The organism is Paenibacillus faecis (genome assembly GCF_008084145.1).
Lineage (GTDB): Bacteria > Bacillota > Bacilli > Paenibacillales > Paenibacillaceae > Fontibacillus > Fontibacillus faecis.
Map to the genome: position 1 here is coordinate 660,149 of NZ_VSDO01000001.1, position 16,407 is coordinate 676,555.

Annotated in this window: 15 protein-coding genes; 8 read left to right on the forward strand and 7 right to left on the reverse strand. The window is 51.6% G+C overall.

Going from position 1 to position 16,407, the window contains the following annotated elements:
* Positions 1-32: 32 nt before the first annotated feature.
* Complete coding sequence (locus tag FRY98_RS03000; RefSeq protein ID WP_148450259.1) at positions 33-1,061, reverse strand: L-rhamnose/proton symporter RhaT; 1,029 nt, start codon at positions 1,059-1,061, stop codon at positions 33-35.
* Between the two features lie 156 nt (positions 1,062-1,217).
* Here FRY98_RS03000 and FRY98_RS03005 point away from each other — a divergent pair, with 156 nt between their 5' ends.
* The 5 genes from FRY98_RS03005 to FRY98_RS03025 all read left to right on the forward strand — a co-directional run bounded on the left by FRY98_RS03005 (position 1,218) and on the right by FRY98_RS03025 (position 5,259).
* Positions 1,218-1,925, forward strand: a complete 708-nt coding sequence (locus FRY98_RS03005) for a response regulator transcription factor (RefSeq protein ID WP_148450260.1) — start codon at positions 1,218-1,220, stop codon at positions 1,923-1,925.
* The gene (locus FRY98_RS03010) at positions 1,922-3,007 is read left to right on the forward strand and encodes a sensor histidine kinase (protein ID WP_148450261.1); all 1,086 of its coding nucleotides are present in this window, start codon (positions 1,922-1,924) and stop codon (positions 3,005-3,007) included. The genes FRY98_RS03005 and FRY98_RS03010 overlap by 4 nt, the downstream gene beginning before the upstream one ends.
* Before the next feature lie 71 nt (positions 3,008-3,078).
* Complete coding sequence (locus tag FRY98_RS03015; RefSeq protein WP_148450262.1) at positions 3,079-3,810, forward strand: ABC transporter ATP-binding protein; 732 nt, start codon at positions 3,079-3,081, stop codon at positions 3,808-3,810.
* The gene (locus tag FRY98_RS03020; protein WP_148450263.1) at positions 3,807-4,508 is read left to right on the forward strand and encodes an ABC transporter permease; all 702 of its coding nucleotides are present in this window, start codon (positions 3,807-3,809) and stop codon (positions 4,506-4,508) included. The genes FRY98_RS03015 and FRY98_RS03020 overlap by 4 nt, the downstream gene beginning before the upstream one ends.
* Positions 4,509-4,521: 13 nt before the next feature.
* A complete protein-coding gene (locus FRY98_RS03025; protein ID WP_148450264.1) occupies positions 4,522-5,259 on the forward strand; it encodes an ABC transporter permease in 738 nt (245 codons plus the stop codon).
* Between the two features lie 425 nt (positions 5,260-5,684).
* On the opposite strand, the gene FRY98_RS03030 is transcribed toward FRY98_RS03025, so the two are convergent.
* Entirely contained in the window at positions 5,685-7,487 is a 1,803-nt protein-coding gene (locus FRY98_RS03030; protein ID WP_148450265.1) for a helix-turn-helix transcriptional regulator, read from the reverse strand.
* 185 nt (positions 7,488-7,672) lie between these two features.
* Between FRY98_RS03030 and FRY98_RS03035 the strand changes: the two genes are divergently transcribed.
* The 3 genes from FRY98_RS03035 to FRY98_RS03045 are packed head-to-tail and all read left to right on the forward strand — an operon-like array spanning position 7,673 to position 10,266.
* On the forward strand, positions 7,673-8,587 hold the full coding sequence (locus FRY98_RS03035; RefSeq protein ID WP_148450266.1) for an ABC transporter ATP-binding protein: 915 nt from the start codon (positions 7,673-7,675) through the stop codon (positions 8,585-8,587).
* Positions 8,584-9,519: an ABC transporter permease gene (locus FRY98_RS03040; protein ID WP_148450267.1), complete on the forward strand. Its 936-nt coding sequence runs from the start codon at positions 8,584-8,586 to the stop codon at positions 9,517-9,519. The genes FRY98_RS03035 and FRY98_RS03040 overlap by 4 nt, the downstream gene beginning before the upstream one ends.
* A 42-nt stretch (positions 9,520-9,561) precedes the next feature.
* Complete coding sequence (locus FRY98_RS03045) at positions 9,562-10,266, forward strand: DUF4097 family beta strand repeat-containing protein (RefSeq protein WP_148450268.1); 705 nt, start codon at positions 9,562-9,564, stop codon at positions 10,264-10,266.
* Between the two features lie 275 nt (positions 10,267-10,541).
* Here the strand turns inward: FRY98_RS03045 and FRY98_RS03050 are convergent, their stop codons facing one another.
* The 5 genes from FRY98_RS03050 to FRY98_RS03070 all read right to left on the reverse strand — a co-directional run bounded on the left by FRY98_RS03050 (position 10,542) and on the right by FRY98_RS03070 (position 16,071).
* Complete coding sequence (locus FRY98_RS03050) at positions 10,542-10,637, reverse strand: putative holin-like toxin (protein WP_148450269.1); 96 nt, start codon at positions 10,635-10,637, stop codon at positions 10,542-10,544.
* Between the two features lie 157 nt (positions 10,638-10,794).
* On the reverse strand, positions 10,795-13,458 hold the full coding sequence (locus FRY98_RS03055) for an ABC transporter permease (RefSeq protein WP_148450270.1): 2,664 nt from the start codon (positions 13,456-13,458) through the stop codon (positions 10,795-10,797).
* Entirely contained in the window at positions 13,455-14,138 is a 684-nt protein-coding gene (locus FRY98_RS03060; RefSeq protein ID WP_148450271.1) for an ABC transporter ATP-binding protein, read from the reverse strand. Before FRY98_RS03060 ends, FRY98_RS03055 begins: the two co-directional genes overlap by 4 nt.
* 95 nt (positions 14,139-14,233) lie before the next feature.
* Positions 14,234-15,412, reverse strand: a complete 1,179-nt coding sequence (locus FRY98_RS03065; protein ID WP_148450272.1) for a sensor histidine kinase — start codon at positions 15,410-15,412, stop codon at positions 14,234-14,236.
* Positions 15,412-16,071 carry a response regulator transcription factor gene (locus FRY98_RS03070; RefSeq protein ID WP_211373247.1) on the reverse strand — a complete coding sequence of 220 codons (660 nt, stop codon included), beginning with the start codon at positions 16,069-16,071 and terminating at the stop codon, positions 15,412-15,414. Before FRY98_RS03070 ends, FRY98_RS03065 begins: the two co-directional genes overlap by 1 nt.
* Between the last annotated feature and the right edge of the window lie 336 nt (positions 16,072-16,407).

The following is a 16,407-nucleotide window of genomic DNA, read 5'->3' on the forward strand; positions in this document are numbered from 1 at the left end:
AATTTACGCTTGACGAATCCTCCGCATAACGTTCAGGCCAAACTGTTGGAGATCCCCACGACAATCCAGGACACGATCAAAATGGCGTTTCCCGCCAGCAGCCATTTTTTAGGGCGCGCAAAGCCTTTCCACTCGCCGTCCTTCAAGCCCCAGGCATTGCTGACAATCAAGGCCAGGCCGTTGAAGGCCAGCCAACCGACACTGGACCCGATCGGCCCGAGCATCACGGTGGCTTTAGCATAAAACCCAAGGGCAAAAAACCATACGAAAGAGGTTACAATCGCTTTGAGATAAGCTTTTCCAGACCCCGCGCTCGCGTAATCGCGGTAGCTGCGGTTTTTGATCAGCTTGTACAGCGCGTAAGCAAAGTTCGCCACAAAACCGCCGGAAAGCGTGATCACCCAGGGGATCAAACTAGCACTGACCTCGGACACGCCGTGCCTGGCGGCTATATCCAGTGTCTGGTTGGCATAGGAAAAGCCGATATTCATCGCCGCCGATCCCAGGCCCGCGAAGGAGGCCATGAGCAGTCCTTTGGACAGCCCTTTTCCTTGCATCCCTCCCTGTCCGGAATGTCGCTCCGATTGCTGGGTTTTCCCGCTCTTGTCCTTATCCAGCCCCGCCTTCGTAATGACGACGACACCGGCCAGCATGACCGCCATTCCGATCAGCAGCAGGGTAAAAGAACGAGCTGGCGGGATATTTCCGAAGATCAACAGCGGAATCAGCGACCCGAGCGAAGCCGATATGCCCATATTGATCCCGTAGGTCAGGGAAACGCCGATCGTGTCCACCGCTTTGCCGAACAAAATGGAACTGATCCCCCACAACAGGCCGCAGAACGAAGCAATCAGCAGCACCTGCGCCGGAGTTTGGCGGACATAATCCATAAAAGCCGGTACCTCCAGCCAGGTCCACCCGACCGGAATCAGCAGGATGCCGATCACCGAAAACACGACCCAAAAAGCCTCCCAGGAAAAAGGCTGGTACTTTTTCATGCCCAATCCGAAGCTGCCCTGAAACAAGCTTGCCGCGAGCAGCAGCAAAAATCCGTAAATCACCGTATTCTCTCTCCTCTTAGCTCCCATCCTGGTCGCTGAAACTTTGTTTATTCAATAAATTAACTATAAAGAGGAACGCGGAAAAAGACAATTAAAAAAGTTCATGGAACTGGTATGATGGTAGATGCAGGAATTTTTCAAGGTGGAGTGAGTCAAATGGAAAACGGAACTGTCTTGCTGGTTGATGACGAACAGGGCTTGTTGGACCTGTTGGCGTTTACGTTGCGGAAATTCGGGATCCCTAATCTGCTAACCGCAACAACCGCCCATGAAGCGTTAGAGCTCATTACGCGCCATGACGTGTCCCTGATCGTCCTGGATGTCATGCTCCCGGACGGGGATGGATTTGACGTTTGCCGACAAATCAGAACGATCACCGAAGCCCCCGTGCTGTTTCTGACCGCGAAAAATCAGGATATCCACAAGATTACAGGTTTTGAACTGGGGGCGGACGACTACATCACCAAGCCGTTTAACCCGACCGAAGTGGCGGCGAGAGTGCAGGTTCATTTGCGCAGAATGGCCAAGCTCCAAACGCTGTCCAAAGCGGTTTACGATTTTGGGCACTTTCAACTGAACAAACAAAGCGGGCAATTAATCGTTCAAGGGCGGGAAGTCTCATGTGCGCCGATGGAATTCTTATTGCTTGCTTTCTTTTGTGAGCATCCCAATTTTATTTTTACGGTGAGCGAATTATATGAAAAAGTGTGGAGGCCTTATCAGGAGGGCGATGAAAAAACGGTGGTGATCCATATTTCAAGAATCCGGAAGAAAATTGAGCCCGATCCCGGACAACCGCAGTTTCTCGTCAATATGAAAGGACTGGGCTATAAATTGGTGAAAAAAGCGAGGAATGTTCAATGACGATTGTTCGACGCTCCATGCTGCTGTCCCTTGTATTTTTAATGGCTTCCGTATTAGTCATCTCAGTCGGGTTTGTGGCCGTTACCGTTGTGTTAATCTTTCTGATGCAATATTTCCCGGCCCTTCAACTTCTGGATATCAAGGTTTATCATATCTTGGTCTTTTTATCAATTATAGGCTTCTATATGTATACGGCCGGTTGGTTAATCGGTAAGCCTTCCCTCGCTGTGGTCGGCTGGATGAAAGGGCTCTCCGAAGGACAGTACGACTCCCGTTTTTATGGCGAGCGGTATTCTTTTCTTTGGAGGAAAAAAGATAAAATTAAACTGATCTATATCCCTTTCAAGGATATGATTGTTCGTCTTCAGGAATTGACGGCCACGCTGGACCACAACCGCCAGGAACTTGAGCAGGCCAACGAATTAAGGGAACAATGGATTTCGGGCGTATCCCATGACATTAAGACCCCCCTCTCTTACATCAAAGGATATCTCGATGTGATGGTTAGCCCGCAAATTGAATTGGCCAAGGAGGAGAAGGAGCGCATTTTCCGGTTGTTATCGCAGAAAGTGCAAGAAATCGAGGGATTGATTCGAACGTTTCAGTTCAAGCATGGGAAACCTCGGGTGCTGAAGGCAAGAAGCGATCTTGTCCGTTTCTTGAGGGAGCTGACGCTCGACGCGGCCAACAATCCCAAATCCGCTGCCTGTCAGTTCAGCTTTGAATCCCAGGTCTCCGCATTGCCGTACTATTTTGATGCCAAGCTACTCAAAAGAGCGGTTCAAAATATTTTGATGAATGCCGTATTGCACAACCCGCCCGAAACGAGTATCACCGTCCAGGTAAGAACGGATCAGAACATCCAGATCATTATTACCGACAATGGCGTAGGCATGCCTTCCGAGGTCGTTCAACGTTTCGACCACCGCCAACCGGGCGATCTCCAGGATAAAGACGAGGGAATCGGCTTGTTCGTCGTGAAAGACTTGATCGAGGAACACCGGGGAGAACTGCAGGTTCACAGCCGTCCGAACCGGGGAACGACCGTCACGATCCTGCTTCCGCTTGATGCCGTCAGGTAAATTCGTTTACCTGACGTTTACTTTGTTCACTTACTCTGTGGAAAGAATATGAACAGAGGTGAACAAAGAGAATGGCACGGTATATCCTCGAAACAGACGCTTTATGCAAACAATTTGGCGAACATCTATCCGTGAACCGGGTTGATTTACAAATCCCCGAAGGCTCGGTTTACGGGTTTTTGGGACCTAATGGAGCCGGGAAATCGACCACCCTCAAAATGCTGCTCGGACTGATCAAGCCCGACGGCGGCACCATCACGATTTTTGGCAAGCCCTTCCCGGAAGCGCGGATTGAAATTCTGAGGCAGATTGGATCGCTGGTTGAATCGCCGTCCTATTACGGACATTTGTCGGGATATCAAAATATGAAAATCGCAGCCACCTTGTTGGGAGCTTCGGAGTCGCGCATTGCGGAAACGCTGGAATCGGTCCGTTTAACGGATCAAGCCGACAAAGCGGTCCGAAAATACTCGCTGGGCATGAAACAAAGACTCGCCATTGCAATGGCGATCCTCCATCGCCCCAAACTATTGATTCTTGATGAGCCGACCAACGGCCTGGATCCATCGGGCATACAGGAAATCCGCGGTTTGATCACCGCCATGCCAAACATGTACGGCATGACTGTATTGGTGTCGAGCCATCTATTGTATGAAATTGAACAGGTCGCGGATCATGTGGGAATCATTAATGAAGGAAAACTCATTTATCAGGGCAGCCTGTCCTCCCTAAAGGAGCTGGGCGGGGATCGGTCACTGGAGCAAATCTTCCTCGGCATGACCGGCATGGGGAGAAGCTTATGATCAGGCTGCTTCGCGCGGAATGGATGAAATTGAGAACGTTCTGCCTCGTACTGCCGGTCGCCGCGGCGGTTTTGCTATTAGGGGTGATTAGCGCGTTCTGGTATATGAATTTTCGGGAAACGCCCGGCGGTGCTTACGCCACGATGTCCGTGATGTACTTTTTTCTTTCTTTTACCCTTATGCTTAGTGTCACCTTGCTCACCAGCGTCATGGCGTCTACGGAGCATGAAACGAAAGTCTGGAACCGGATCTGCACGATCCCTGTAGCGAAGCCGAAAATTTACTTAAGCAAATGGATCGTCGCATGCCTGCTGCTGTTCATTGAAGTATCGCTGATTATCGCGGGCACGATCGTGCTCTGGAAGCTGTTGTTTCATGAACCGGCACCGCTCGAAATCATCGTCAAACAGCCGCTCTATTGTTTTTGCGCCGTTTTAGCGTTTATCTCCATCCAAACCTGGTTATCTATCGTGTTTGCCAACCAATCGATAGCGATAGGAGCGGGAGCGGCCGGTTCCATGGCCAGTTTGTTTTTGGCGCGTTCGACGTTTCCCGTTCTCCATTACATGCCGTGGACGTATCCCGCACTGTCCACCCCTCTCCTTCCCGGACACGGGCGGTGGGTACTTGCCGGCCTAGTCGTCGGAGTCGTTTTACTGGCCGCGGGATGTTGGCATTTTAAAAGGAAAGAATGGTAGGAGGAAAATAGAGATGAACAAACTACTTACCGCGGAATTCATGAAAATTCAATGGCGGCTGATCGCCGTCCTTATTCTCATCGCCCTGATTGCGGATGTATCGTTGGCTAGCAGCAATTGGGGCATGCTTTCCGCAGTTTACGAGCCGAGTTGGCCGAATTACCTGATGTATATCATAAACCTGCATACGGCGTTTTTCTTTCCGCTGTTATCCGGTACCATCGCGGGTTTGATCTGCTTGTACGAACATAGATCGGGGGGATGGAAGCAGTTGCTTGCCACACCTTACTCCCGTTCCAGCATCTATTCGGCCAAGTACGCCGTGTTGCTCTGCATGCTGGCGATCATACAGGTACTGTTTATCGCGGCGGAGATCGGCAGCGGCATGGTTGCCGGCGTTGAAGGCCGGGTCGATTGGCTGTTCGTGGTGAGCAGCGCCGTGTTGGGCTGGTTCGGCATCCTGCCGTTAGCCGCCATCCAGTTATGGTTTTCCAGCCGGTTTAAAAACTTCGGCATCGCCTTCAGCATCAATGTCGTCTGCGTCCTGCTGAACATTGTGTTCTCCGGCCTCCCGTCTTCGCTCGGCATGTGGTTTCCGTTTGTTCTGCCTTTCTATACCATGATGCCGCAGGGCACCCCTTTCTCGCCGCGAGTTCAGGAATGGAGCTTGTACGCGATGGTCGGCATCAGCTTTGTCTTCTATTTCTTATTGGGTAAGTACATGTTCCGAAGGAAATCATGGATGGCGTGAAGCTTTGGGAAGGAGCGGTGGCAAAAATCCGATTAACGGGAGTTTCTCCCGTTAATTTTGCTTGATTCGCGCAATTGGCGCCATTTAGCTGGAGTTTCTCCCGCTAATCCCACCATAAAGGGGAAAATAGGCCTTGGTGCCGGAGGTTAGCTGGATGTTTTCCATCTAATCACAAACCGCGGCCGGTAATATCCGAAATAGCGGGAGCTTTTCCCGTTATTTATCGGGGGGGGGGGCCGGATACTCCGACGGACTCGCCGCCCTATCTTGGTAAATCGCGGAAAAGGAACGCGATTATCGGAACGCTGAATACATCTCTCTGGAACAAATTCCAGGCGGTGTAAAATGCGATAGCGAAGAGTGGCTTGGCAACACAAAATAGATATGTAAAATCCAAAAGCCCCCAAGAAGCGGAATCGCGCATCTCAGGAGCTTTTTACACCGAGCTGTTCCTCTTTGACTTTCGCGACAGCCGCATCGCGGTCGTTCACTTGCAGCTTGAGATAAATCGATGAAATATAATTGCGGACCGTCCCTTCCGACAGATGCAGCTTCTCGGCAATCGCCTTGTTCCGGAGCCCTTCCGTCAGGCACTGAAGAATATCCCGTTCCCTCTCGGTTAAACCGTAAGGATTCGCCACGTTGTTGTCCGGCTGCTGAAAAAGCTGCTGCGCGACATGCGGCGAGATCATCGTACCCCCGCTATACACCAGTCTGATCGTCGCCGCGAGTTCCTTCGGATGCACCGACTTCAACAGGTACCCCTCCGCCCCCAGGCGCAGCGACTCTGCCGCGACATCGACCTCATCCAACGTCGTCATCATGATGACGCGGACTTCCGGCCACTTTTCCTTCACCAGCCTGGTGGCATGAAGACCGTCCATTTCAGGCATGTGGATGTCCATCAAGATGAGGTCCGGCAGTTCCCGCTCGCAGGCCTCCATCGCCTGCCTCCCGTCACCGGCCACGCGCACCTGCATATCCTTTTCTTCGCCAAGCAGCAGCCTCAGACTTTCGAGCACCAGCAGCTGGTCGTCTACGATAAGCACCCGGATGCGCTCGGTCCCCTCATGGACCCGGTTAGGTATGGCGCAGGTGACGAGGGTTCCTTGTTCTTCATGGGAGTGAATATACAGATTTCCTTGCAGGGCGGACAGGCGATCCCGCATCGCGTTCAGGCCGAAACCATATTGCAGCTTCGAGCTTCCCGCGCCGTTGTCCTGGATTTGCAGCATGAGCGAAGCCGCATCGTATTGAAGCGTTACTTCAATCCGGCTGGCTCGTCCGTGCCGGCTGGCATTGGTCAAAGATTCCTGAAGACAGCGGTACAGCACGAGCTTGGCTTGCTTCATGACCGGGTAAGGCTGTCCCATCGTCCGAAAAAACACGCGAATCCCCGTACTTGTTTTGAATTCTTCAATCATTTGCATCAGCGCCTGATCCAGCGGAACCGATTCCTCCACAGGGTCCATGCGATGGACTTGGCGCCTGATCTCATCTAGCCCGTTTCTGGCCAAGCTCAGCAATGCGCCAAGCTTCTCCTCCCCTTCCGGCGAACCGATCTGGGGCCGCAGCGCTTCCATGCCCAGGATTAAAGAAGTATAGCTATGCCCGATCGTATCGTGCAGTTCCCGGGCCAAACGGTAGCGTTCCTCCAGCAGCGTCATCTTTTCGATCTGGGACGAATACTGCTCCAGGATCGTGTACTGCTCTTTCACAACGGCAAGCTTGTTGCTGATGTTGTTAATGGCGGCCGCTCCCTTTTGCAGGGCAAAACCGACGCCGTAAAGCACCAGCGCGTCCGCTACGCTCTGCCCCCAAAAGGGGCGCTGTAACGCAAGCGGACTGCCGGGTGCCGTCGCACTTATCACAAAGATGCCCACAGCTAACGGTAATGCCAAAGCGTGCCCTCTTCCGCGGGTATAAAACCCCAACATAAGAAGGACGGGGAGAAACAATCGAAGCAAACCGAAGTTGTAAGCCAGCAGGATCGAAGTTCCTCCGGCCAGGATCAGCGCGGCCGCAAGATAATGCGGGAATTTGTAATGAACCAGAATGAACGGTATTAAATGACTGGCCAGGAGTACGGGCAACACGAATCCCAACGGAAAATCCGGCTGATCTTGATACATAAAGATCAAAACCGCGGTAACCCAAACGCCGTGAATGCACAGCATGACCCAATCCGGCCATGACCATTTCCCGCCGGTTTTAAAACGTTCCAACATACATACATTCCCCTGTCATGGTCGAATAAATCTTTCCCTGTAGCGCTTTTCGCATTGTCACGAAAGGTAGTGACAGTTTGTAACTGGTTAATATGACAGTCTGTTCGGTAGGATGACATCATGTTACGCGACTAACATTGAATTATAGCCTATTCCATACGCGAAAACAAAAGGAGTGTGCAGAAGTGACCGTATTGCAAATCGATCAGCTCAGCAAAAAAATCGGCAGGAAAACGATCGTTGATGGCCTCACCTTAACTTTGAACAAAGGGGAGATTCTCGGGCTGCTGGGACCGAACGGCGCCGGCAAAACCACAACGATTCGTATGATCGTCGGCCTGATGAGCAGGACGGCGGGAAGGATCATCATTAATGGCGTCGATACGAAAACCGATCATGCGAAGGCGATGAACAGCATCGGGGTGATTGTTGAAAATCCCGATCTTTACAAGTATTTATCGGGATATGACAACCTGGTTCATTTTGCGAGAATGAGCCAAGGCGTAACCAAACAACGAATCAAAGAGATCATCGCCCTGGTTGGCTTGGAACACAGCATTCATGACAAAGTAGGGACTTATTCGCTCGGTATGCGTCAGCGCTTGGGCCTTGGAATCGCTCTTATCCACAAGCCCTCCCTGCTCCTGCTGGATGAACCTACAAACGGTCTGGATCCGGCGGGCATCCGCGAACTTAGGGCGCATCTGATCCATTTGGCCCGTCAGGAAGAAGTAGGCATTATGATATCCAGCCACCTGATGTCGGAGATGGAAATGATGTGCGACCGCGTGGCGGTTCTGCAGCAGGGTAAATTAATCGGCATCCGCGACTTGTCCGCAATGGCGCAAACGGACGAACTTCAAGTCCGATTTGAAGTGGACCGGCCCGAGGCAGCTGTTCAACTTCTTCAAACCTTGACCGCGGGTCTGGAGATTTTAAGAGACAACGATCATATCGTCCTGCGAATCGCAAAAACCAAAATACCCGAGCTGACCCAAAAACTGATGGCGGCCGGTATCCAAATCTATGGCGTCCATACGCTCAAACCTTCTTTGGAGGATACTTTTCTGGAAATGACGGAAGGAGACAAGGCCAGATGATCAACCTGATTCGCAATGAAAATATGAAGATTTACAAAAGAAAGCGCAACTGGATTTTAATCGGCATCGTCGTTTTGTTCACCCTTATTCAATTTGTAAATTTGAGGTCTACCGGCAGCGTTCCTGCCCAGGAAGATTGGCGTAGTCAATTGGAACAGGAAATCGCCTTTCTCAAGCTTGAAATGAACGAGCCGGACGCTTTACCCGTTGAACTCAAGCAGGCTCAAAAAAGCATCCTGCTCAACCAGTATCATCTGGATACGGACCTGCCCCCTTCAACAAACACCTGGAGTTTTGCCGTAGACCAGGCGGGAAATCTGATGGTCGCCGTTTCGTTCATTTCCGTCATTATTGCCGGGGAAATTGTGGCCGCCGAATTCATCGGCGGTACCATCAAGCTATTGCTGACGCGATCCGCGAGCAGGACCAAAATTTATATTTCCAAGTACATGGCTTGCCTTCTTTTCGGGCTTGCCCTGCTGTCGATCGGAGCGGTGATTTCCGTAGTCCTTGGAGGCGTGGTTCTAGGTTTTCAGGGATTGGGTAGTTCTTACCTCTACGTTCAGAACGGCGTTGTGGAACAAACAACGATTATTCAGGCCCTATTCGAAGCCTACTTGCTGCAAATTCCGTTTCTTCTGCTGACGGTTACTCTAGCGTTTATGATTTCCGCGGCGTTCAAGAGCTCAACCTTCTCCATCGTCATCTCCCTGCTTGTGGCCGTGGCGGGATTTGTTATTGCAACCGCGATGAACGGCTGGGGATGGACCAAATATTTCGTTTTTTCGCACACGAATCTCACCCAATATGTTCTCGGCGATCCCTCCGTCACAGGCATGTCCTTCGGGTTTTCGGCCGTGTTTATTCTGCTTCATCTTCTTATCATGCATCTGGTCTCTTACCCAGCTTTTGTCAAGCGTGATGTGGTTTAAACACGAAATTGGCCCAAATCAATCTTTAATTTGGAGGTTATTATGAAATATATTCACTATTCGCTCCTAATCGTCGCTTTGTTGCTGCTGTCCGCCTGTCAATCGGAGGCGGGAACGAAGACCGAAAGCAAAGAATTGCAGTTGAACGCCGCCTCGCTGAAATCGCTGGTCATCGACCACCGAAACGGCGATATAGAAGTTATTGGGGATGCCCGGAGCGAAACGATTCAGGTTTCCGCCGAAATCAGCCACTCCGGAAATATCGATCCGGACAAACTTCAGTTAAGGCTGGAAGAACGTGATGGGGGAGCGTACTTGAACGCTTTTTTCAAGGGGCAGTTTTTAGCCAGCGGGAAGGGGAGCGTCAGTCTGAAAGTAACTATTCCGGCCGCTCTATCGGTTGAGATCCTATCGCATCAAGACGGCTCGATCCACATCTCCAATCTTGCATCCGCCGTAAAGATTGATAATGTCAACGGAAAGATCGATATTAAGAACATTGGAGAAGAGATCAATATCCATAACCGCGACGGTAACATCGATATCCGAAACGCGGCGGCCGACCTATATGTCACCAATGTGAACGGCGCGATAACCGCGGAACGGATCGGCGGTTCCGCGATCATCGACGTTGGCGACGGCAAACTCGACATCGACCAGGTCGACGGCGATGTCACCGTCAAACAATCCGGCAGTGGGGAAGTCCAAGTCGGCCATGTGAAAGGGAGTGTGAACCAGAAGCGGTAGTCGGCCGGGTCTTTCGGCTTGGACCTTCGGAGGAAGGCTCAAGCCCTGTTTTGGCGCCTGTATTTTAAAGGGGGCATGCCGATCATCCGCAGTATTATAATGTTTCTTCTCTGTCCTTAATCTTGTCGATCAGTTCTCTCTATGGTATTATTTATGTAACAAGACCAAGTGCTGCGAACACTTGGCCTCGACAATTGGCTTGGATGGGGATTCCCCTCTGAGTATTCAAAAGGCAAAGACCCACCTTCGGCGTGCAACCTTAGGGTGGGTTTTTTTTACTTTCTCTTGTTGTTATTCCCGATGTATGTTAAAAGTGCAATGATAAATGTACCAAAAGCAATCATGATGAGAATCGCATCTTTAACCTCCATGGCTCACCTCCCTTCGAAGGGAGACCATGCCCACCCAAGATTCAATTGTATTTCCATTTTATCCTATAACGAAAGCACGTACAAGCGTTCCTCTTTTTTGCGATTCTCTTTCATTTTCAGGAGTTAATATTAATTCTTCCAAACATACTTTCTAAGCTTATACCGTTTCATCCTTGAGAACGTCAACAATCGTCCTCTGTTTCAATCTCCGGCCGCCCAAGATGTAAGCGAGCGTAATGGAAGCCATAATCAGCGCGGCGAACAAGACTAACGCCGTCAAGGGCATGTGAGGAAGGTATTCGCTTAACTTTACCATATTGATCTTGAGGAAAGACCAAATGATAAGAACGGCGACCGGAATGCTAAATAGTATGGGGATTAAACCGAACAACAGGGCTTCGAGCAGCAGCAATCGCCCGATTCCCCGGGGTGATATTCCTACGGATCGCAGCACGGCAAACTCCTTCTGCCGCTGCTGCAAATTTCCGGAAACGGTGGAAAATACATTGGCTATCCCGATCAAGGCAAGAAAGCCCGATACGCACACGATAATGAACTTCATCATCTGTCGACCTTTGTCGCCCGATTCCTTTATCTCAATGATATTCCGAATTTCGTAATCTCCCGACCCATACCATTTATCGCACACATTTTTCAACTCGGCCGTGACGCCTTCAATCCTATCTGCGGATTCCGCCACAACCGGAATGGAAACATATCGCGCACGCATAGCTCGGTCCTCCACCATTTGACTGACGATGCCAAGGTAAACGCTGCGCGGCATGATCTGCACCAGCTCGAAATTGTCGTATCTCTCTCCGAGGGGCGGCATTTCATCCGTCAAGTAACCAACTTCGGTAGTGAAAGTATAACTGCCCTTGTCTTCCGAATAGACCTTCTCCTCCAAATTCAACCGTTCACCTGGATGAAGCTTCAGAAACGGAATTCGAACAGTCTCGCGCCGGTTGCTGCGCAAATCGTCCTGAACCTGGTTGACGACGATGGTACGTGGCACGTCTTTATCGTAAAACAAGCGGGCGTCCGCGCCGATCCGCCGACTGTACTCGGCAAAACTTTGATCATCCAGCGCAACCAAAATCGTCTGCAAACGGTAGCGTCCGTTTTCCTCATACAACGAGTATCGACCGCTGTCGGCAATCCTTGAAAAACCGCCTATTCCGGCAAGCGCGTCGCTTTGCCGATCCTCCTTTACCCACATTGCCGCAGGAACATGACTTACAAACAGCGCGCTTTTCACCCCGCGGACGGACCGTATCTGCTCCTCCATTTGCGGGTCCATCATATTTCCGTCCAAAATTTGCAGCCCGATATTTTCCTCGGATTCATGAAGGCTATCTTCTCTAAAAAGGGTATTGGCTACCTCAAGGATTGAAAACATATGCAAAAATCCGCTCAGCAAGCAAAAGGACAAAGTGAGGGAGATGACCGCGGTACGGTACGATTTTTTTCTGGCACGCAAGGTATTTTTCGCGAGTTCTCCTTCAATCCCGAAGAGTTTGCCGCTAAGCCAAGGCTTTCGCAATTTCTTGACCCGTATTTCACCTCCCTGACGAATCGCGTCGATCGGTGACATTTTGCTGATTTTTCGGGCGGGGATGAACGCCGATAGCCATACGGTCAGCAGAGCCAGCAGTACGGACGGAAGCGCGGCTGGCAGGCCAAAGGCAAGCCGGATGTCTTGAATTTCCCGCAGCTTCTCTTGCGAGCTGATATAAGCAAACAAGCCATAGTCCAGAAGCCAACCGAAGAACAAACCCAATGGAATCGAAACGACCGATAAGATCAGCGATTCAAGAATGACCGAACGCCGGATTTGTCTCGGCGAAGCGCCGATGCTCTGCAGCATTCCGAGTTGCTTAAGCCGCGCATTTGCCGAGATGGCAAAGGCGTTGCTGATAATCACGACGAACAGGCCGGTGACCAGAAGTGCCATAGCCGCAAACATCAGCGGCCATGAGAATTGCCAAATTTGAAATTGGCTTCCGTGCCCGGAAGGGAACACAAAATAATGGGCTAACAAACTGCTGTTCATTCTCACCATGTAATCGCCGTATTCATCAGGCTTATAGCCTATGGAGCGGGCGATCGCGACAATATCCTCATACGCCGTACCGGGATTGTTAAAGCGCATATAGATGGTAAGCTTGTCTTCCGGAGTTATCGACGCCTCATCCAGATAACCGTAAGCAAGATAGGCAGGGGTGGTGGAACTGGTGGTGATATCCAGTTTCCCGACCACGGTATAGCTCCGCTCCGCCGTGGGGACAAAGCGTTCTCCTTTTTTGTAGATGGATCGGGATTCCAGTGTTTCGCCGTTCAGTACCCGGCTGCCCACCGGCAAGCGAATCGTATCCCCTACCTTTAAGTCGGGATGATGCTCAAAATACTGTTTGGACAGGGCTAATTCCCCGGGATGATGCGGAATCCGGCCCTCCAGGATATGTTGACGCTCAGGCATATCGCTCCAGAAGCTTGAGGTAAGCCCGCGCATAACCAGGTACGGTCTGCGCGGATCCTCAATTTGTGCCACTTCCCATGCGCCTTTGATCATAATCTGCTCCACATTGGGGTGACCTGTCACATATTTCAACTTATCGCCGGGGGTGTCAGCAAACAGTTCGGCATGCCAGTTGCCTTCTTTATGAATCGTCAGACGGATTTGGTCCTTATACATCGTATGCAGAAAACCGCAGAGCGCGGACAGCAGCGTTGTAGCGATGAGAATCGCAATCAGGATAGCAACACTGCTTTTTTTGTTGCGGCGCACATAATCCAGGGTGTACTCGGCAAGGATATTCATCGTTTCATCACCTCATCGGAGACGATTTTTCCGTCCTCGATCGTGATAATGCGATCGGCTTCAAGCGCGATTTTCTCATCATGGGTAATCAACAGAACCGTCTGCCGATAGCGGCTGTGGGATAGTTTGAGCAGTTCGACGGTCTCCTCGGAGTTTTTCCGGTCCAGGTTCCCCGTCGGTTCGTCCGCCAGCAACAGAGCCGGCCGATATATCAAAGCACGGCCGATAGCGACGCGCTGTTGCTGCCCTCCGGACAACTGGCTGGGCAGGTGGTTTAGCCGATCCGCCAGACCAAGCGTTGTGACGATTTCGGAAAAGCGTGCTTCATCCGGTTTCCTGCCGTCCAGGAGCAGGGGCAGCAAAATATTTTTGCGCACATCCAGCGTAGGGATGAGATTATAAAACTGATAAATCAGCCCCACCTTGCGGCGGCGGAATACCGCCAGTTTCTCCTCGCTCAGCGTTGAAATGTCGGTGTCTTCAATCCATATCTTCCCGCCGCTCGGGCGGTCTACGCCTCCTAGCAAATGAAGAAGCGTTGATTTCCCCGATCCCGACGCACCCACGATGGCAACGAATTCGCCTTTGTTCACCGAAAGATTGATTTGATCCAGCGCTGTAACTTTCGCCTCGCCCGAACCGTAAATTTTAGTTACATTGTCACACGTTAATAACTGCATGGACATGGCCTCCTTTACAGCCTTCATCGTATCAGCCTTAAATGACATTTCAGTGACAGTGGAGATAAAAAAAAGCCTTTCCCCGGCACTTGGAGTCAGGCGTAGAACTTCACCGTAAACCGGGCGCCGCCGTGAGGCGCGTTTTCGGCCCGGATGCTTCCGTTCTGGTTGGCGATGATGGAGCGTGAAATGGCGAGGCCGATGCCCGCACTGTCTTTAGCCGCATTTTTTCCTTTATAGAAGCGGTCAAACAGGTGCGGCAACTCCTCCATACGAAAGCCTTCGCCGTTGTCCTCCACGACGATTTCCGTATAAAGCGGGTTTTGTGAATACCGGAGGGTAACCGTTCCTCCCGCCGGCGTATGCTCGCTGCAGTTCTTGATCAGATTCAGGAAGGCTTCCGCCGTCCATATAGAATCTCCCTTAAAGCTCACTCCGGGCTCGTTTGAAATGTCAATCCGCAATTGCTTTAAACGAAGCGCCTCTTCCAGCGGTTCAACGGCACGGAGCAGCATAGCATATACATCCACCGGCTCCCGCTTGAATTCCAAGGTGCCCGCGTCCAACCGCGACAGCTTCAGCAACGAGGCAACGAGCATTTCCAGACGCCGAAGCTGCCGGCTCAGATTATCCACGTAGTCCGCCTCTTCCCCCTCGCACGAATCCGCCAGAAGCTGTGTCATTAACGACATGGAGGTCATGGGGGTTTTGAGCTGGTGCGAGATGTCCGCCAAATTTTCGGCCAGGGCCTGCCGTTCCCGCAAGGCCTTCTCCCGGGTTTGCCGGAGCTCCGTAACCGTCTTGTACAATTCATCCTCCAGCCGGGAGAATTCATCCTCCTGCCGCACCAGCAGCATTTCCCGGCCGAGATTGACCTGTTCCAGATATGTAGTTAATCCGCGAATACGCCCTTGTTGCCTTTTTGAAAGGAACAGCAGCCATATGAGTAACCCCATCCCCGGAATCAGCAAGATTCCTGTACCGATCCCGACCAGAGTTAAAGCATGCCGCTGATGGAAAACGGCGGGGCCGTAGCCGTATTGGCGAAGGATTCGGTCTCCCGCGGCAAAGTCCGAGGGGGACGCGGCTTTCAGCGCCTGCATCATCCCGTCCTCGGCTTGCGGGTTTATTTGCTGTGCAGCGCCCAGCATTTGCGCGATCGTCCGGTATTCCTGCCGGGCGAGGACCCGATCGGCCAGCAGTCCTAAAACCGTCCCGAGCAGGAGGCAGGCGGCCAATATCGTCAGACCCTGCAGAAAGGAACGCTTGGTCATCACGAGAGCTCCTCCATTCGGTAACCGATGCCGCGAATCGTTTTGAGGCAGGCGGGATAATTCAGTTTCTCGCGCAGCCGCTTCATGGTCACGGTAAGCGTATTGTCGTTGACAAAATTCCCCTCGGCGTCCCATAGCCTATCCAACAACTGCGGCCGCGTCAGGGTCTGATTTTTGTTTTCCAGCAGGATGGTTAGCAAACGGTACTCTCCCGCGGTCAGTAGCAACTCCCGCTCCGCAACCCATACCGCCGCCTTCTGCTTATCCAGCATAATCTCTCCGCAGCGCATGACGGTTTGACCGACATCTTTCGTCCGCCTCAGCACCGCATTGATTCTGGATAACAATACCGACAACTGGAACGGCTTGACGATATAATCGTCCGCCCCCGAGTCGAGCCCTTGAACGATGTCCTGTTCATCGTCCCTCACTGTCAGAAAGATCAGCGGCACGTCCCGGACCGCTTTGACCTCACGGCAGAATCCATACCCGGTCCCGTCCGGCAGATTCCAGTCCAGCAGAACAAGCGCGAGATCGTCGTTCTCGCCAAACATCGCCCTCCCCTCCGCCAAAGTCGCGCAAGCCAGTGGCAGGAAGCCGTTTTTGCGAAGCGCGACGGTCAAGCCGAACGAAATCGTCTCGTCGTCTTCTACGATCATGATTTTCCTCAATGTATCCTCCGTCCTCTATGGGCAAGCAATATAAAAATCCCGCCGAAGCCTTTTAAAATCCTGCAGGATATTCTTCTAGATTCGACTTGTATCGCCAATTCTCCTTGTATACAGAGGAAGGACGATAAAAGTGCTTATCGAAAGGACCCTTTCCCCGCCAGGCCGCCAGACGGATAAAGCACTAGACCTATACTTATGCGCTTGCATGGGGGATCACGTACAAAAAAGCCCGGCCATCCTGACGCTGTCCAAGGGGTGACAACGATTTGGAAGATAACCGAGTTTATACATCAGCGCTACTTGAGCTATGATATTGCAGCGGCA